Here is a 17,379-nt window from a genome sequence, read left to right as displayed (position 1 = left end):
GCGGGGCCGCACACCGCGGCCCCGCCGGAAGCCCGCGCGCTCAGCCCTCCTGCGGCGTCTCCTCCCGCACCAGCCGCGCCGCGTCCTCCGCGCAGGCCCAGGAGACGGTGACGCCCGCGCCGCCGTGCCCGTAGTTGTGCACCAGCAGGCCGCCGCCGGGCAGGCGCTGGGCCTCCAGGCGGACGCTCTCGCGGTACGGCCGCAGCCCCACCCGGTGTTCCCGCACCCGCGCCTGCGCCAGCTCCGGGTGGATGCGGGCGCAGCGCCGCACGATCGCCTCGGCCACGAGGGAGTCGGGCTCCCGCTGCTCCTCGCCGTCGTGGGCGGTGCCGCCCAGCACCGCGCCGAAGGGCTGCGGCAGCACATAGGTGCTTTCGCCGCTCTCCTCGTCGGTGGACACGTACCACTCCTCAAGGCCCGGGTTCTCCACGATCACCAACTGGCCGCGCACGGCCCGCATCCCGGGGTCGGGCACCAGCTCGCGGGCGCCGAGGCCCGTGCAGTTGACGACCGTCCTGGCCTCCCGCGCCGCCTCGTCCAGCGAGCGCAGGGTGCACTGCTCGTAGCTGCCGCCGGCCACCTCGAGACGGTCGCGCAGATAGGGGAGATAGGTCCGCATGTCGACAAGCGGAGCGCGTGGCGGGCTGCCCACCAGGGCCTCCCATTCGGGCGGTACGCCGTCGCCGTTCTCCTTCATCGTGCCGCGCATCAGCCGCACCCCGGTGCGCTCCGGCTGCTCGGCCAGCGCCGCGAACACCCGGAAGGAGCGCACCGCCCACTCCAGCGCCCGCTCCCGCGGCTCGATGCGATACGGCCAGATCAGCCCTCCGGCCACCGAGGAGGTGGTCTCGGCGGCGGGGTCCCTGGTCCACACCCGTACGGACAGCCCGCGCTCCGCGAGCCGTACCGCCGTCGTCAGACCGATGACTCCGCCGCCCACCACGATCGTGTCCACCATGAACACGACGCTATCCGCGGAACGCCCGTCACGGGAGGTCCGGGGGTGTCCGCTCCTCCTCGTCGGGCGTGAACTCGGCCAGTTCGCCGTCGAGCCTCAGCCACCGGGTGATCCCGATGCTGCGCAGGAACGGCATGTCGTGCGAGGCCACCAGGAGCGCGCCGCGGTAGGACGCCAGCGCCGAGCGGAGCTGCCGGACGCTGGCCAGATCCAGGTTGTTGGTCGGCTCGTCCAGCATGAGCAGTTGCGGCGCGGGCTCGGCCAGCATCAGCGCCGCCAGCGTCGCGCGGAACCGTTCGCCGCCCGACAGCGTGCCGGCGGCCTGATCCGGACGGGCGCCCTTGAAGAGGAAGCGGGCGAGCTGCGCGCGGATGCGGTTGCCGCCTGCGCCGGGCGCGAAGCGCGCCACGTTCTCCAGCACGGACAGCTCGCCGTCGAGCAGATCCAGCCGCTGCGGCAGATAGCGCAGCGGCACATGGGCCGCCAATTCGCCGTCCTCGGGCGGCAGTTCCCCCGCGATGGTGCGCAGCAGCGTTGACTTGCCCGCACCGTTCCGCCCCACCAGCGCGATCCGCTCGGGCCCGAGCACATCGAGCGTGGCCCGCGCCCCGTACCGCAGTTCCAGGTCGCGGAGGGTCAGCACCTGGCGCGAGGAGGGTACGGAGGTGTGCGGGAGGTCCACGCGGATCTCCTCGTCCTGCCGCAGCAGCTCCTCGGCCTCGTCCAGCCTCTCCTTGGCGTCCTCCAGGCGTTCCTCGTGCATGATCCGGTGCTTGCCCGCCGAGACCTGCGCGGCCCGCTTCTTGCCGCCCGCGACGATCTTCGGGATGCCGCCGGCCAACTGCTGCCTCCGCCCGTTGCGCGCCCGCACGGCCAGCTTCTGCTGCGCCTCCTGGAGCTCCCGCTTCTGGCGCTTCACATCGGACTCGGCGGCGCGCACCGTGCGCTCGGCCGCCGCCTGCTCCACGGCCAGCGCCTCCTCGTACGCCGAGAGCGTGCCGCCGAACCAGCGCACCGTGCCGCCGCGCAGATCGGCGATCTGGTCGACCCGCTCCAGCAGTTCCCGGTCGTGGCTGACCACGACCAGCACCCCGGTCCACGCCGACACGGCCTCGTACAGCCGCTGCCGCGCGTGCAGGTCGAGGTTGTTCGTCGGCTCGTCGAGGAGCAGTACGTCGGGCCTGCGCAGCAGCAGTGCGGCGAGGCGGAGCAGCACCGACTCGCCGCCGGAGACCTCGCCGACCGTGCGGTCCAGCGTGACGTGCCCGAGGCCGAGCTGGTCGAGCATCGCCCGGGTGCGCTCCTCCACGTCCCAGTCGTCGCCGACCGCCGCGAAGTTCTCCTCCGAGGCGTCACCGGCCTCGATGGCGTGCAGCGCGGCCCGCGCGCTCGCGATGCCCAGCGCCTGATCGACCCGCAGCCCGGTGTCCAGCGTGAGGTTCTGCGGCAGATAGCCGACCTCGCCGGCGATGCGCACCGAACCCTCAGCCGGGGTCAGCTCCCCGGCGAGCAGCTTCAACAGGGTCGACTTCCCCGTGCCGTTGAGACCGATCAGGCCGGTGCGCCCGGCGCCGACGGTCAGGTCGAAGCGGTCGAAGACGGGCGTGCCGTCGGCCCAGCCGAAGGTGAGCCCGCGGCAGGTGATGTACGTGGTGGGTGAAGAGGCGGACATGGGCGGCTCCCGGGGTGTTCCTCGTGGTGATCGTCTGGCAGCACGTGGAGACACCGCGCCCCGGCAGGGACGGAGGGGAGGACCGGCACCGGGGCGGAAAGAGAGCCCGGGAGGCACTGGCCGTTCGCCTCATGAGGTCACACCCGTGGCACCGCACGACGCCCCGTGGGTAAGCACAGTGGCGGGCGGAACGCAGCAGGGGCACAGGAACGATCACGGGGACCGGTCACGGAGCACTGCCGCGGAGCACACGGTGTCTCGGACCTCAGATGCGCAACGGCCTTCCAATCGCCGGGAGCAGAGACATTGGCGAAAGTACGCCTCTCGCGCCGGACGCGCAAAGCTTTTTATGCTCCGCGCATGGCCGATGCACCCGCATACCCCACCGTCCCGCTCAGCCCCATGACCGTCCCCGCCGACGAGGCGCTGGACCGGGCCCGCGCCTTCCACGACGTGATGGCCCGGCGCCGCACGGTCCGCGACTACGACCCGCGCCCGCTGCCCGACGGCGTGCTGGAGTGCGCCGTGCGCACCGCGGCGACCGCGCCGAGCGGCGCCAACGTGCAGCCCTGGCGCTTCGTCGTCCTCACCGATCCCGAGCGCAAGCGGCGGCTGAGGGAGGCGGCCGAGGCCGAGGAGCGGGAGTTCTACGGGCGCCGCGCCTCCGAGGAGTGGCTGAGCGCGCTCGCGCCGCTGGGCACGGACGAGCACAAGCCGTTCCTGGAGACGGCGCCCGCCGTGATCGTGGTCTTCGAGGTGCACAAGGGCCCGGAGACCCCGCGCCCCTACTACACCAAGGAGTCCGTCGGCATCGCCGTGGGCCTGCTGCTGGCCACCCTCCACCAGGCGGGCCTGGCCACCCTGACCCACACCCCGAGCCCGATGCGCTTCCTCAACGAGGTCTGCGACCGCCCGCCGGAGGAGCGCGCCGCCTACGTGATCCCCGTCGGCTACCCGGCGGAGGACGCCCATGTCCCCGACATCCAGAAGAAGAGCCTGGATGAGGTCATGACCGAGCTCTGAGGGCCCGCCGCCTACAGTCGTCCGCATGCACCCTGCCGCGCCGCCCGACCGCCGCCTCTTCGTCTACGGCACCCTCAGGTTCGCGCCCGTCCTCACCGCGCTCCTCGGCCGCGTACCGGACAGCACGCCCGCTGAGGCGCCCGGCTGGCGTGCCGCGGCGCTGCGGGGGCGTCCCTATCCGGGGCTCGTCCCGGCGGAGCCGGGCCTGGTGCGGGGGCGCGTGCTGACCGGGCTCTCCGGGGACGAGTGGCGGCGCCTCGACGACTTCGAGGGTCCGGAGTACGTGGTCCAGGAGCTCGCGCTCAAGGGCGGCGGCACCGCCCTCGCCTATGTGTGGGCCATGGGCGATGTGCTCCCGCAGGACTGGGACCCCGACGAGTTCGAGGCCCGCCACATGCATCTGTACGTGTGAGCGCGCGAAGCGGCCCCCGGCACATGGTGTCGCCGGGGGCCGCTTCGTACCAGCTCGGACCGCTCAGGCGAGGCCCGCGCGCTTCAGTGCCTCGGCCATCTCGCTGTTGTCCGGGGACTGCTGGCGGCGGGCGCCGCCCTTGCCGCCTGACTGCTGCTTGGCGCCCTTGCCGCCGGCGTTGCCGCCCTTGGCGTTGTTGCCGCCGGAGCCGCCGTTGCCGCGCTGTCGCGGCGCGCCGCCGCCCCGCTGGCGCCGGCCTTCGCCGCCGCCGGAACCTCCGCCCGCGCCGGGCTCGTCGTCCAGCCGCAGCGTGAGCGAGATCCGCTTCCGCGCCTCGTCCACGTCGAGGACCTTGACCTTCACGATGTCGCCGGGCTTGGCCACGTCGCGCGGGTCGCTCACATACTGCTTGGACATGGCGGAGACGTGGACCAGGCCGTCCTGGTGCACGCCGACGTCCACGAAGGCGCCGAACGCGGCGACGTTGGTGACCACGCCCTCCAGGACCATCCCGGCCGACAGGTCGCCCAGCTTCTCGACGCCCTCCTTGAAGCTGGCCGTCTTGAACGCGGGACGCGGGTCCCGCCCCGGCTTCTCCAGCTCCTTGAGGATGTCCGTCACGGTCGGCAGGCCGAACGCGTCGTCCACGAAGTCGTCCGGCTTCAGCGAGCGCAGCACGCCCGTGTTGCCGATCAGCGAGGGCACGTCGGTCTCGGCCGACTTCACCATCGTCCGCACCACCGGATACGCCTCGGGGTGCACGCTGGAGGCGTCCAGCGGGTCGTCGCCGCCGCGGATCCGCAGGAAGCCCGCGCACTGCTCGAAGGCCTTCGGGCCCAGCCGCGAGACGTCCTTGAGCTCCTTGCGGCTCTTGAACGGGCCGTTGGCGTCGCGGTGCGCCACGATGTTCTCCGCGAGGACCGAGCCGATGCCGGAGACGCGCGAGAGCAGCGGCGCGGAGGCGGTGTTGACGTCGACGCCCACGCCGTTCACACAGTCCTCGACGACCGCGTCGAGCGAGCGCGAGAGCTTCACCTCGGACAGGTCGTGCTGATACTGGCCGACCCCGATCGACTTCGGGTCGATCTTCACCAGCTCGGCCAGCGGGTCCTGGAGCCTGCGCGCGATGGACACCGCGCCGCGCAGCGAGACGTCCAGCTCGGGCAGCTCCTGCGAGGCGTAGGCGGAGGCCGAATACACCGAGGCGCCGGCCTCCGAGACCATCACCTTGGTGAGGCCCAGCTCCGGCTTCTTCGCGATGAGTTCGCCCGCGAGCTTGTCGGTCTCGCGCGAGGCGGTGCCGTTGCCGACGGCGACCAGCTCGACCCCGTACTCCTCGGCCAGGGCAGCCAGCTTCGCCAGCGACTCGTCCCACTTCTTCGCCGGGGCGTGCGGATAGATCGTGTCGGTCGCCGCGACCTTGCCGGTGGCGTCGATGACGGCCACCTTCACGCCCGTACGCAGACCCGGGTCGAGGCCCAGCGTCGCGCGGGTGCCGGCCGGGGCTGCGAGCAGCAGATCGCGCAGATTGGCGGCGAAGACGCCGACCGCTTCGTCCTCGGCGGCGGTGCGCAGCCGCAGCCGCAGGTCGATGCCGAGGTGGACGAGGATGCGGGTGCGCCACGACCAGCGCACCGTCTCCAGCAGCCAGGCGTCGGCGGGCCGCCCCTGGTCGGAGATCCCGAAGTGGCGGGCCACGGACTCCTCGTACGCGGAAGGCGCGCCCTCCACGGTGTCCTCCGGCGGCTCGGGCTCCAGGTCGAGCTCGAGGATCTCCTCCTTCTCGCCGCGCAGCATCGCCAGCACCCGGTGCGAGGGGAGGGCGGTGAAGGGCTCGGCGAACTCGAAGTAGTCCTTGAACTTGGCGCCCTGCTCCTCCTTGCCCTCGCGCACCTTCGCTGCCAGCCGGCCGCGCGACCACATGCGCTCGCGCAGCTCGCCGATCAGGTCGGCGTCCTCGCTGAACCGCTCGGCCAGGATCGCGCGTGCGCCCTCCAGGGCGGCCGCGGCGTCCTTGACGTCCTTCTCCGCGTCCACGAAGGCGGCGGCAGCGGCCTGCGGCTCCACGGTGGGGTCGCTCAGCAGCCCGTCGGCCAGCGGCTCAAGACCCGCCTCGCGGGCGACCTGGGCCTTGGTGCGGCGCTTGGGCTTGAAGGGCAGATAGATGTCCTCCAGGCGGGCCTTCGTCTCGGCCGCCCTGATCCGCGCCTCCAGCTCCTCGTCGAGCTTGCCCTGCGACCGGACGGACTCGAGGATCGCGTCGCGGCGCTCCTCCAGCTCCCGCAGATAGCGCAGCCGCTCCTCGACCGTGCGGAGCTGGGAGTCGTCGAGGGTCTCGGTCGCCTCCTTGCGGTAGCGCGCGATGAAGGGCACGGTCGACCCGCCGTCGAGCAGCTCGACAGCGGCCCTGACCTGCCGCTCGCGTACGCCGAGTTCCTCGGCGATCCTGCCTTCGATGGTCGTCGTCACGATGCTTCGTTCCGCCTTCTCGGTGCTGGTTGTCCCCGTTGGGCCTGCATTCTGGCAGGTGCCTCCGACAGCCCGGGGGCCAGCCGCCGGTACGGCCGCGCGACGGAGCGGCGGGGCGCACGCCCGACCGCGCGGACGCGGCCGGGCGTGTCGCGGGTCAGACCCTCCTGCGACGCGGCCCCGACAGACCGCCGAAGAGCCGCGCCAGCAGCCGGAAGGGGAGGGTGACCACGGTCGCGATCGCGCTGCCGATCATGCGGAGCGCATCGGCTATCGCTCGGAACATGCGCCCACGGGTTGCCGCGCCCGACCCGCGTAAACCACGCCGGGCACCCGAACAAGCGGCGTACGAGGTCCCGTTGGGGCTCCCGGACGTGCCCGGTCCGCCCCTCCGGAGCCCGGACCCTCCGGCTCCCGCGGCTCAGCCCTTGCCGAACATCGAGGCCGGGAACGCGCCCGCCTCCAGCACCGCGCCGGAGAACTTCTCGCCCAGCTCGGTCAGCCGCGCCACGCCCTCGGCGCCCAGGTGCTCGTACGGCCCCGCGTCCATCAGGTCGGTCTCCGCCTCCAGCCGCTTGCGGAGCGCGGTGCCCTCCTCGGTCAGCTCGTTCGCGCCGTCCAGCAGCCCGCGGTCGCGGAGCCGCTGCTGCGCGGCCGCCCAGTCCTGCTCGTTGTAGCCGCGGGTCTCCAGCACCGCCCTCGGCGCCATCCCGCGTCCGGTCGCGGTGTGGCTGACCAGCGCCTCCAGCGGGTCGAGGCGCGCGGTCTGGAGCGCCGCGATGTGCGCGTCCCCGCGGTGCTCGCGGAGCAGGGTCGCCGCGTGCCACAGCGCGAGGTGCGGCGCCTCGGGTACGGGGAGGTCGGCGTTGGCCGCGTAGAGCGGGCGCCCGGGGCGCGTGCAGCCCTCGGCGGCGCGCAGCGCGAGCCGCGCGGCCTCGGCCAGCTCCTCCGAGCCCACCGCCTCGTCGCCGAGCAGGCGGCGCAGCGTCCCGTCCACGGCGCGCAGCCGGGCCGCGATCACGGTGTCGGGGGAGGCGTGCTCCCACACCTCGGGCACATAGCGGGCGACCAGCGTGTGGCTGAAGTTGTAGAACGTCGCGGTCACCGCGCCCGCGCCGACCGCTCCCATGGGCGCCGCGCGCCCCGCGAGGTAGACGGCGCCGGTGTCCTCGATCCCGTAAGGGGCCAGCTCCTTGCCCAGCTCAGGGGCGAAGTACACGGTGGAGTGCAGGGGGTTGATCACGTTGTGGCACCGGCGCCCGGCGCGCTCCGGGAGAGACGTCATGCCCGCACGCTACCCCCGGGTAGATCGCACCTGAAGGGCTGGCCCCGTCAAGGACCGTAAAGGGCCGGAGCACGCGGTTCCGGCCGCCGGGCCTGTACGTCTCCCGGCCGGGCACCCCTGGCCCCTCCGCGTCACACGGTCCAGCGGAACGCGGGCGTCCGGCGCTCCAGGAACGCGGCGACGCCCTCGGCCGCCTCACCGGACGCGGCGGCCTCGCGCGCCCAGTGCGCCACGCGGTCCGCGTCGGCCGCGCCGTCGGCGAACTCCTTGGCTGCCGCCTGGGTCAGCAGCGACCTGGTGGTGAGGGTGCGGGCGAACTCCGCGACGCGCGCGCCGAGTTCGCCGTCCGGCAGCACCTCGTCGGCCAGTCCGGTGCGCAACGCGCGCTCGGCGCCGACCAGTTCGCCGGAGAAGAGCAGGTGCTTCGCCGTCGCGGGGCCGACAAGCCGCACCAGCCGCTCCGTCGAGGAGGCCGGATAGACGATGCCGAGCTTGGCCGGGGTGATCCCGAACAGCGCGCCCTCGGCGGCGAACCGCAGGTCGCAGGCGGCGGCGAGCTGGCACCCTCCGCCCACGCAGTGCCCGCGCACCATGGCCAGCGTGGGCTTGGGGAAGGCGGCCAGCGCCTCCTCGGCCTCGGTCGCGAGGCTCTGCGTGCTGCTGGTGCCCTCCGTGCCGCCCGTGCCCTGTGCGCCGTCCGCCGTCTCACGCAGCGCGGAGATGTCGGCGCCCGCGCAGAACGTACCCTCGGCACCGGTGAGCACGAGCACGCGCACCGCGGGGTCGGCGGCCAGCTCCTTGAGGATCTCCGGGAGGCGGCGCCACATCTGCGGCGTCATCGCGTTCCGCTTCGCGGGGTTGCTGAGGGTGACGGTGGCGACGCCGTCGGCGGTCTCGGCGAGCAGAGCGGGCTGCGCGGGCTGGGCTGGCTCCATGCGCGGATGCTAGCCGCGTACCTCCCGGCGGGACTGCCAACTCCGATGCAAGATCAGTCACAGATCTGATCGGCGTGGGCATCCGTTGTCATTTGCCATCGATAAGTGCCGACTTGCGGTCAGTGGACCGGACCAGGGCCTCCGCTTATCAACACTCGATGCACGTACAGATGCAAGTACAGCAATCACGTACAGATGCACGTACACCGAGAGAGCGGGGTGCCGAAGAAATGGAGAGCCGCGGGAGTTTCCCGCCGGACGCGCGCGGACCGGCAGGCGGTCCGGTGCCGGTGGTCACGCCGGTGGTGACCCCGGTGCAGGAGCCCGCCGGGCTGCTGCCCGAGGCCGTCGTCCGGAGACGCGAGGGCACCTGGCGGTTCACCAGGCCGGCCCGCGAGGCCTCGGTGCCGGAGCTCCGGCACACCGTGCGCGATCTGCTGCGCCGCCAGGGCGACAGGGTGCACGAAGACGTCCTGGACAGCGTCCTGTTGATCCTCTCCGAGCTGGTGACCAACGCCGTGCGGCACGCGGCGCTGCTCTCGCCCGAGATCGGCGTCGAGGTGGCGCTGGACACCGCGACCGTGCGCGTCTCGGTCGAGGACAGCCATCCGTATCGGCCCAAGGCGCTGATCGCCGACCCCGAGCAGCAGGACACGGGCGGCCGCGGCCTGCTGCTGGTCAAGACCGTCACCCTGGAGGCCGGAGGAGTCTGCGACGTCGAGCAGACCGGCTCCGGCGGCAAAGTGGTCTGGGCGGCGCTCCCGCTGACTCCGCGTTAGCCGCCGCCCAGACCACCCGTTCTCCGCTCGTCCCCCGTCATCCCCGCGATTCCCGCAGGTCTGCGCGAGCTCCCCGTGGCGCTCGCCTCACCAGCCCGGCGCGGTCCCCGTCACCTCGCGGACCCCGGGCCGCGCGGCGTCCAGCACCGTGTCGAACCACGCCGAGAAGACGTCCGCGCGCTGCCGCTTCTCCAGCTCGTCCGGCGTCACGAACGCCGTCTCCGCGATCTCCTCGGGGTCGGCCCGCAGCTCGGCGGTCACCACCCCCGCGAAGAGGTGGTTGAACTCCTGCTCCACCAGGCCCGATTCGGGATCCGGGTGGTTGTAGCGGACCGTTCCCGCCTCGCGCATCAGCGCCGGGGCCACCCCCAGCTCCTCGCCCACGCGCCGCGCCGCGGCCGCGAACGGCAGCTCGCCCGGATACGGGTGCCCGCAACAGGTGTTGGACCACACACCGGGGGAGTGGTACTTGCCCAGCGCGCGGCGCTGGAGCAGCAGCCGTCCCTCGGTGTCGAAGAGGAAGACGGAGAAGGCGCGGTGCAGCCTGCCCGGGGCGATGTGGGCGGAGAGCTTCTCGGCGGTGCCGATCGTCGTGCCGTCCTCGTCGACGAGTTCGAGCATCACCGGAGCCGCTGCGCTGTTCGCCATGTGCATCCTTCTGTCTTGAGCGGGCCTGGACAGGCCCCCAGTCTGCCGCACCACGCCGGTGCCCCGCGTTACCACGAAAGCGGGTGGTTGATCCGTTCCCCGTACGTACGCCCGACCCCCTCGGCCGCCCCGGCGCTCAGTGGCACAGATGCGCCTCGTGCGCGGCGTGTTCGCGCGGCTCAAGCTGGAACGTGCAGTGCTCCACGTCGAAGTGGCCGCCCAGGCACTCCTGGAGCTCGTGCAGTATCCGTTCCTGACCCCGGCAGTCCAGCGCCTCGCGGGCCACCACGACGTGCGCCGAGAGCACCGGCATCCCCGAAGTGATCGTCCACACATGGAGGTCGTGCAGATCCTCCACGCCCTCGACGGACAGGATGTGCTCGCGCACCTCGCTCACGTCCACGTGCTTGGGCGCCGACTCCAGCAGCACGTCCAGCGCCTCGCGGGCCAGCCGCACCGTGCGCGGCACGATCATCGCGCCGATCAGCAGCGAGGCGATCGGGTCGGCCGGCTGCCACCCGGTGGCCATCACGATCGCGGCCGAGACCAGCACCGCGACCGAGCCCAGCGTGTCGGCCAGCACCTCCAGGAAGGCGCCGCGCACGTTCAGGCTCTCCTTCTGGCCGCGCATCAGCAGCGAGAGCGACACGATGTTGGCGACCATGCCCACGGCGGCGAAGGCCATCGCCAGCCCGCCCTTGGTCTCGGCAGGGTCGAGGAAGCGGTCGACGGCCTCGAAGAGGATGAAGCCGCCGACGCCCAGCAGCAGAAGGCAGTTGGCGAGCGCGGCGAGGATCTCGGCACGCGCGAAGCCGAAGGTACGCCGCTCGGTCGCCGGACGGTTGGCGAAGTGGATCGCCAGCAGCGACATGCCCAGGCCGAGCGCGTCGGTCGCCATGTGCCCCGCGTCGGCCAGCAGCGCCAGCGAGTCCGCGAGCAGCCCGCCGACGACCTGGACCACCAGCACGCCGAGCGTGATGCACAGCGCGATCCGCAGCCGCGTGCGGTACGCCGCCGAGGCGGTGCCACCCGTCGGCGGCGGCCCGCCGTGATCGTGTCCAGCACCCATCTCCGCATCCCCTCCCGGTACGGCTCACCGGCCCGCGAACCGGCCCGGCGCGAGATCAGTGAACTAGGCCCCGGGGGTATCTGGCAACGCGAAGCCGAATACCGTTGTCATTCCCCTGACCTGCGGTTTTGTCCCCGCAGGTCAGCCGGTGACCGGGCCTCGGAGGGGGTGGAGAGAGGAGGGGGAACGGCCGCTTCGCACATCGCTTCGTGCGAGCGCGTCACGGTCGTCCCGTACGGCGTCACGGCTGTCCCGTACGGCGTCACGGCTGTCCCGTACGGCGTCACGGCCGTCCCGTACAGCGTCACGGCCGTCCCGTACGGCGCCGGCTCAGCGCGCTCCCGCCGAGCGCAGCTCCCAGCCCTCCCAGGCCGAGCGGACCATCTCGCGCACGTCGTGCCGCGCGGTCCAGCCGAGCTCCTTCGCGGCCAGCTCCGCCGAGGCCACCACCCGCGCCGGGTCGCCCGCGCGGCGCGGGACCACCTCGGCAGCGGGCTCCTTCTTGCCGGTCACCTCGGCCACCAGATCGGCCATCTCCCGCACCGAGACCCCGGTGCCGGTGCCGATGTTGAGGGTCAGGTCGCCGCCCGCGCCCGCGGGGTCGAGCCGCCGTGCCGCCGCCACATGGGCCTCGGCCAGGTCCTCGACGTGGATGTAGTCGCGCACGCAGGTGCCGTCGGGCGTCGGGTAGTCGTCGCCGAAGATGCGCGGGGCCTCGCCGCGGGTCAGTGCGTCGAAGTACATGGGGATGATGTTGAACACCCCGGTGTCCGAGAGCTCCGGCTCGGCCGCGCCCGCCACGTTGAAGTAGCGCAGGCACGCGCTGCTCAGCCCCTGCGCCCGGCCCGCGGCCCGCACCAGCCACTCGCCCGTGAGCTTGGTCTCGCCGTACGGGTTCATCGGGAGGCAGGGGGTGTCCTCCGTGACGAGGTCCACATCCGGCATGCCGTACACGGCGGCGGAGGAGGAGAAGACGAAGCGCCGCACTCCGGCCGCGTCGAGCGCGCGCAGCAGCACGGTCAGGCCCTGCACGTTCTCCTCGTAATAGTGCAGAGGGCGCTCGACGGACTCGCCGACCTGCTTCTTGGCCGCGAGATGGATCACTCCGTCCACGGCGTGCTCGCGCAGCGTCCGCTCGACCAGCTCGCCGTCCAGCAGCGAGCCCCGCACCAGCGGAACCTCGGCCCCCTGCTCGCGCAGGTGCTCCAGACGCTCCGGCACACCGCTGGACAAGTCGTCGAGAACGACGGCCCGTTCACCGGCCCTGATCATCGCGCGCGTCACATGCGCACCGATGTAACCCGCCCCACCTGTGATCAACCACGTCATATCGGCACCCTATCCGGCGCGGGGTCGGTCACAGCCGGGCTCCGGCGTTTGTGCGCCATGGCCATGATCGACCATGCTGTGCCGCGGCCGAGCAACACTGGTCCGGTGAACGCGCGGTAAATGCTCGCTCCGTCGATCGGATAGCCTCTGCCGACGCGCGCCCGCCTGCCCCCGTGCGGCGGCGCGTCCCGACCCTCAGCACGGCCGTTTCCCCAGGCCACAGCGGTGGGTGCGCAAGAGCTTCCAAGGAGTGAGTTCGTTCTGTCGACCGCCATTCTCACCGGTCCGCCGGTCGCGGGTTCGCCGCTCGAAGGCGATCTGCGGGCGCTCGGGTTCGACGTGTGCGTGGCAGCCGATGCGGCCGAGGTGCCCGACCGGCTCGCCGCCGTTCCGGCAGGCCAGCGCGTCGCCCTGGTCGACCCCCGCTTCGTCGGGCACCGGCACGCCCTGCGGCTCGCGCTGACCGACCCCCGCTTCCCCGCCGCCGCCGTACCCGGCGCGCTGACCGCGCGCCCCGAGGTGCGCAGGGCGCTGGCCCGCGCCGTGGCGGCCGCCACCGGCGCCCCGCAGACCCCGGTCGCCGCGCACGGCGCGACCGCCAGCAGGGCGCTGGGCCGCGGGCCCGCGACGGCCGAGGACCTCTCCTCCGCGCTCGACGAGCTGGACCAGGACCCGCACCGGACCGCGCACCTCGGCCATCCGCCCGAGCCCGCGCACACGCGGCTGCTCGACGCGGCCGTGGAGGCACTGGACGCCGAGGGTGTCGCCGTGCAGCGCCCCGAGCTCGGCGTGCTGACCGCCGCCGTCCCCGAGGACGCCGCGGCGCGCGCCGAGGCCGAGCGGTCCGTGGCCGCCGTGGACGACGAATCGGTACGGCTGCGCTCCGCCGTGAAGTCGCGCGACGGCTTCTTCACCACCTTCTGCATCAGCCCCTACTCCCGCTACGTCGCCCGCTGGGCGGCCCGCCGCGGACTGACCCCGAACCAGGTCACCACGGCCTCGCTGCTGGTCTCCCTGATCGCCGCGGGCTGCGCGGGCACGGGGGAGCGCTGGGGCTTCATAGCCGCGGGTGTGCTGCTGCTCGCCTCCTTCGTCCTGGACGCGGCCGACGGGCAGCTCGCCCGCTACGACCTCCAGTACTCCACGCTCGGCGCCTGGCTGGACGCCACCTTCGACCGGGCCAAGGAGTACAGCTACTACGCGGGCCTGGCGATCGGCGCCTCGCGCGCGGGCGACGACGTGTGGGCCCTCGCCCTCGGCGCCATGGTCCTGCAAGCCGTACGGCACATCGTGGACTTCTCCTTCAACGAGGCGAACCACGACGCCGCCGCCAACACCAGCCCCACGGCAGCCCTTTCGGGAAAGCTCGACAGCGTCGGCTGGACGGTGTGGCTGCGCCGCATGATCGTGCTGCCGATCGGCGAGCGCTGGTTCCTCATCGCGGTGCTCACCGCCTGCACCACCCCGCGCATCACCTTCGTGGTGCTGCTCATCGGCTGCGCCCTCGCGGCCTGCTACACCACAGCCGGCCGCCTGCTGCGCTCCCTCACGCGCAGGGCGCAGCGCACCGACAGGGCCGCACGCGCGCTGGCCGACCTCGCCGACGTGGGCCCGCTCGCCGCTGGCTCGGCCGCGGCCTTCCGGAGGGTGCGGCTGCCCCGGCTCGGTGCTCCCGCGCTGGCGCTGCTGGGCTCGGCGGGGCTGCTCGCCGTCACGTACTGGACGCCGCTCGGCTCCTGGTGGCCGTGCCTGGCCGCACTGGTCTGGGCGCTGCTGTCCGGGGTGGTCGTGGCCCGGCCGCTCAAGGGCGCGCTGGACTGGCTCGTTCCGCCCCTCTTCCGGGCAGCGGAATACACCGTCATTCTGGCCCTTGCCGCCCGTTCGGGCGTCGGTGGCGCGGTTCCCGCCGCGTTCGGGCTGGTCGCGGCGGTCGCCTACCATCACTACGACACGGTGTACCGCATCCGCGGCGGCACCGGAGCGCCTCCGCACCGGCTGGTGCGGGCGATCGGGGGGCACGAAGGACGGACCCTGGTGGTCACCCTCGCCGCCGCCCTGTGGCTCGGCGGCGACGGGGGCCCCGGGCAGAGTTTCACCATCGCGCTGACCGCCCTCGCCGTGGTCATCGCGGCCGCGGTGCTCATCGAGAGCATCCGCTTCTGGGTGTCCTCAGCTGCACCCGCCGTACACGACGAAACAGGAGAACCCGAATGATCGGCCTCGTGCTGGCCGCAGGCGCCGGACGGCGTCTCCGCCCCTACACCGACACCCTCCCCAAGGCCCTCGTCCCGGTCGGCCCCGAGCGGGAGGGCGAGGAGGCGACCACGGTCCTCGACATCGCCCTCAGCAACTTCGCCGAGGTCGGTCTGACCGACGTCGCGGTCGTCGTCGGCTACCGCAAGGAGGCCGTCTACGAGCGGAAGGAGGCGCTGGAGAAGAAGCACGGCGTCTCGCTCACCCTCGTCGACAACGACAAGGCCGAGGAGTGGAACAACGCCTACTCCCTGTGGTGCGCCCGCGACGTCATCAAGAACGGCGGCGGCGCGCTGCTCGCCAACGGCGACACCGTGCACCCGGTCTCGGTCGAGAAGACCCTGCTCGCCGAGCGCGGCAAGGGCCAGAGGATCATCCTCGCGCTGGACACCGTGAAGGACCTGGCCGACGAGGAGATGAAGGTCGTCTTCGACGGTGAGAAGGGCATGACCCGGATCACGAAGAAGATGGACCCCTCCGAGGCCAAGGGCGAGTACATCGGCGTCACCCTCATCGAGGAGGAGGCCGCCGAGGAGCTGGCCGACGCGCTGCAGGCCGTCTTCGAGCGCGATCCGCAGGAGTTCTACGAGAACGGCTACCAGGAGCTGGTGAACCGCGGCTTCCGCATCGACACCGCGCCCATCGGCGACGTCGACTGGGTCGAGATCGACAACCACGACGACCTCGCGAAGGGCCGTGACATCGCATGCCGGTACTGACCCGCCTCATCCCGTCCCCGGTTGTCGTTGACATCAGCGCCGGCGCCCTGGACGACCTGGCGGGCCTGCTGGCCGATCAGCGGATCTCCTCCAACGGCAAGCTCGCCTTCGCGATCAGCGGCGGCTCGGGCGCGGCGCTCCGCGAGCGCTTCTCGCCCGAGCTGCCGAACGCCGACTGGTACGAGGTCGGCGGCGGCACCATCGACGACGCGATCAAGCTCGCGGACGCCATGAAGTCCGGGCGCTACGACGCGGTCGTCGGCCTGGGCGGCGGCAAGATCATCGACTGCGCGAAGTTCGCCGCTGCCCGCATCGGGCTGCCGCTGGTCGCCGTGGCGACCAACCTCTCGCACGACGGTCTGTGCTCGCCGGTCGCGACCCTCGACAACGACGCGGGCCGCGGCTCCTACGGTGTGCCGAACCCGATCGCGGTCGTCATCGACCTGGACGTCATCAGGGAGGCCCCGGTCCGCTTCGTACGGTCCGGGATCGGCGACGCGATCTCCAACATCTCCGCGGTCAAGGACTGGGAGCTGGGCCACGAGGTGCGCGGCGAGGACATGGACGGCCTCGCGGCGGCCATCGCGCGGCAGGCCGGCGAGGCCGTGCTGCGGCACCCGGGCGGCGTCGGCGACGACAGCTTCCTCCAGGTGCTGGCCGAGGGCCTGGTGCTCACCGGCATCTCGATGTCGGTCGCGGGCGACAGCCGCCCCGCATCCGGCGCCTGCCACGAGATCAACCACGCCTTCGACCTGCTCTTCCCCAAGCGCGCCGCCAGCCACGGCGAGCAGTGCGGGCTCGGCGCCGCCTTCGCCACGCACCTGCGCGGCGACAAGGAGACCGCGGGCCTGATGGTCGAGGTGCTGCGGCGGCACGGCCTGCCCGTGCTGCCCACCGACATCGGCTTCTCCGAGGAGGAGTTCGTGAAGGTGGTCGAGTACGCGCCGCAGACCCGCCCCGGCAGGTACACGATCCTGGAACACCTCGACCTGTCCGCCGACCAGATCAGGGACGCGTACGCCGACTATGCACAAGCCATCAGTAGCTGAACTCCGTCCCGTCGTTCACCCCGAGGGCGTGAAGGACAGACGGAGCGGTGAGCACTGGGCGGGCCGGCTCTACATGCGGGAGCTCTCGCTGCGTGTGGACCGGCACCTGGTGACCACGCGGGTCACGGCCAACCAGCTCACGTACCTGATGACGCTGGCCGGCGCCCTCGCGGCGCCGGCCCTGCTGGTCCCCGGCGTGTGGGGCGCGGTGCTCGGCGTCGTGATGGTGCAGCTCTACCTGCTGCTGGACTGCGTGGACGGCGAGGTCGCGCGCTGGAAGAAGCAGTTCTCGCTCTCCGGCGTCTACCTCGACCGGGTCGCGGCGTACCTGTGCGACGCCGCGGTCCTCGTGGGCTTCGGCATGCGCGCGGCCGACCCCTGGGGCGAGGGCCGCATCGACTGGCTGTGGGCGTTCCTGGGAACCGTGGCCGCGCTCGGCGCCGTCCTCATCAAGGCGGAGACCGACCTCGTCGGCGTGGCGCGCCACCAGGGCGGGCTGCCGCCCGTCAAGGAGGCGGCCTCCGAGCCGCGCTCGTCCGGCGTCGCCTCGGCACGCAAGGCGGCCGCCGCGCTGAAGTTCCACAGGCTGATCCTCGGCATCGAGGCATCGCTGCTGGTCTTCCTGCTGTCCGTGCTCGACGCCGTACGCGGGGACCTGTTCTTCTCGCGGCTCGGCGTCGCGGTACTCGCGGGCATCGCGGTCCTGCAGACGCTGCTGCACCTGGTGTCCGTACTCGTCTCCAGCCGGCTCAAGTGATGGGGAGCGTAGGGAAGATGGA

16 protein-coding genes are annotated in these 17,379 nt (G+C 72.6%); 7 read left to right on the top strand and 9 right to left on the bottom strand.

The window, feature by feature from the left end; genetic code table 11:
• Positions 1–40: 40 nt before the first annotated feature.
• Entirely contained in the window at positions 41–958 is a 918-nt protein-coding gene (locus tag ABEE00_RS16670) for an FAD-dependent oxidoreductase (RefSeq protein ID WP_345746284.1), read from the bottom strand.
• Between the two features lie 28 nt (positions 959–986).
• A complete protein-coding gene (locus tag ABEE00_RS16665) occupies positions 987–2,630 on the bottom strand; it encodes an ABC-F family ATP-binding cassette domain-containing protein (RefSeq protein ID WP_345746283.1) in 1,644 nt (547 codons plus the stop codon).
• 360 nt (positions 2,631–2,990) lie between these two features.
• Here ABEE00_RS16665 and ABEE00_RS16660 point away from each other — a divergent pair, with 360 nt between their 5' ends.
• Together ABEE00_RS16660 and ABEE00_RS16655 are read left to right on the top strand one after the other, a co-directional pair.
• The gene (locus tag ABEE00_RS16660; RefSeq protein WP_345746282.1) at positions 2,991–3,653 is read left to right on the top strand and encodes a nitroreductase family protein; all 663 of its coding nucleotides are present in this window, start codon (positions 2,991–2,993) and stop codon (positions 3,651–3,653) included.
• 25 nt (positions 3,654–3,678) lie between these two features.
• A complete protein-coding gene (locus ABEE00_RS16655) occupies positions 3,679–4,065 on the top strand; it encodes a gamma-glutamylcyclotransferase family protein (RefSeq protein WP_345746281.1) in 387 nt (128 codons plus the stop codon).
• A 63-nt stretch (positions 4,066–4,128) separates the two neighbouring features.
• On the opposite strand, the gene ABEE00_RS16650 is transcribed toward ABEE00_RS16655, so the two are convergent.
• From ABEE00_RS16650 to ABEE00_RS16635, 4 genes are all read right to left on the bottom strand, one after another.
• Positions 4,129–6,534 carry a Tex family protein gene (locus ABEE00_RS16650; protein WP_345746280.1) on the bottom strand — a complete coding sequence of 802 codons (2,406 nt, stop codon included), beginning with the start codon at positions 6,532–6,534 and terminating at the stop codon, positions 4,129–4,131.
• Positions 6,535–6,691: 157 nt separating this feature from the next.
• A complete protein-coding gene (locus ABEE00_RS16645) occupies positions 6,692–6,820 on the bottom strand; it encodes an LPFR motif small protein (protein WP_345746279.1) in 129 nt (42 codons plus the stop codon).
• A gap of 135 nt (positions 6,821–6,955) precedes the next feature.
• Positions 6,956–7,819: an SCO6745 family protein gene (locus ABEE00_RS16640; protein WP_345746278.1), complete on the bottom strand. Its 864-nt coding sequence runs from the start codon at positions 7,817–7,819 to the stop codon at positions 6,956–6,958.
• A 131-nt stretch (positions 7,820–7,950) separates the two neighbouring features.
• Positions 7,951–8,754 carry an enoyl-CoA hydratase/isomerase family protein gene (locus ABEE00_RS16635; protein ID WP_345746277.1) on the bottom strand — a complete coding sequence of 268 codons (804 nt, stop codon included), beginning with the start codon at positions 8,752–8,754 and terminating at the stop codon, positions 7,951–7,953.
• 230 nt (positions 8,755–8,984) lie between these two features.
• On the opposite strand from ABEE00_RS16635, the gene ABEE00_RS16630 reads away from it, so the two are divergent.
• Complete coding sequence (locus tag ABEE00_RS16630; protein WP_345746276.1) at positions 8,985–9,533, top strand: ATP-binding protein; 549 nt, start codon at positions 8,985–8,987, stop codon at positions 9,531–9,533.
• 87 nt (positions 9,534–9,620) lie between these two features.
• Here ABEE00_RS16630 and idi read toward each other — a convergent pair whose 3' ends face one another.
• The 3 genes from idi to galE all read right to left on the bottom strand — a co-directional run bounded on the left by idi (position 9,621) and on the right by galE (position 12,579).
• Positions 9,621–10,181, bottom strand: coding sequence for an isopentenyl-diphosphate Delta-isomerase (gene idi, locus ABEE00_RS16625; RefSeq protein WP_345746275.1), 561 nt, complete (start codon positions 10,179–10,181; stop codon positions 9,621–9,623).
• 136 nt (positions 10,182–10,317) lie between these two features.
• Positions 10,318–11,250: a cation diffusion facilitator family transporter gene (locus tag ABEE00_RS16620; protein WP_345746274.1), complete on the bottom strand. Its 933-nt coding sequence runs from the start codon at positions 11,248–11,250 to the stop codon at positions 10,318–10,320.
• A 330-nt stretch (positions 11,251–11,580) separates the two neighbouring features.
• Complete coding sequence (gene galE / locus ABEE00_RS16615; protein ID WP_345746273.1) at positions 11,581–12,579, bottom strand: UDP-glucose 4-epimerase GalE; 999 nt, start codon at positions 12,577–12,579, stop codon at positions 11,581–11,583.
• A gap of 261 nt (positions 12,580–12,840) precedes the next feature.
• On the opposite strand from galE, the gene ABEE00_RS16610 reads away from it, so the two are divergent.
• Genes ABEE00_RS16610 through ABEE00_RS16595 form a run of 4 tightly spaced genes read left to right on the top strand, consistent with a single transcriptional unit; the run spans position 12,841 to position 17,357 of the window.
• Positions 12,841–14,793: a DUF5941 domain-containing protein gene (locus ABEE00_RS16610; RefSeq protein WP_345746491.1), complete on the top strand. Its 1,953-nt coding sequence runs from the start codon at positions 12,841–12,843 to the stop codon at positions 14,791–14,793.
• The gene (locus ABEE00_RS16605; RefSeq protein ID WP_345746272.1) at positions 14,790–15,551 is read left to right on the top strand and encodes a phosphocholine cytidylyltransferase family protein; all 762 of its coding nucleotides are present in this window, start codon (positions 14,790–14,792) and stop codon (positions 15,549–15,551) included. The genes ABEE00_RS16610 and ABEE00_RS16605 overlap by 4 nt, the downstream gene beginning before the upstream one ends.
• A complete protein-coding gene (locus ABEE00_RS16600; protein WP_345746271.1) occupies positions 15,539–16,600 on the top strand; it encodes an iron-containing alcohol dehydrogenase family protein in 1,062 nt (353 codons plus the stop codon). The genes ABEE00_RS16605 and ABEE00_RS16600 overlap by 13 nt, the downstream gene beginning before the upstream one ends.
• Entirely contained in the window at positions 16,578–17,357 is a 780-nt protein-coding gene (locus ABEE00_RS16595) for a CDP-alcohol phosphatidyltransferase family protein (protein WP_345746270.1), read from the top strand. The genes ABEE00_RS16600 and ABEE00_RS16595 overlap by 23 nt, the downstream gene beginning before the upstream one ends.
• The last annotated feature ends 22 nt before the right edge of the window (positions 17,358–17,379 follow it).

Source organism: Streptomyces odontomachicola, from assembly GCF_039605595.1.
Classification (GTDB): domain Bacteria; phylum Actinomycetota; class Actinomycetes; order Streptomycetales; family Streptomycetaceae; genus Streptomyces.
The sequence above is the reverse complement of the archived record's forward strand: the minus strand, read 5'-3'. Positions and strand labels throughout refer to the sequence as shown.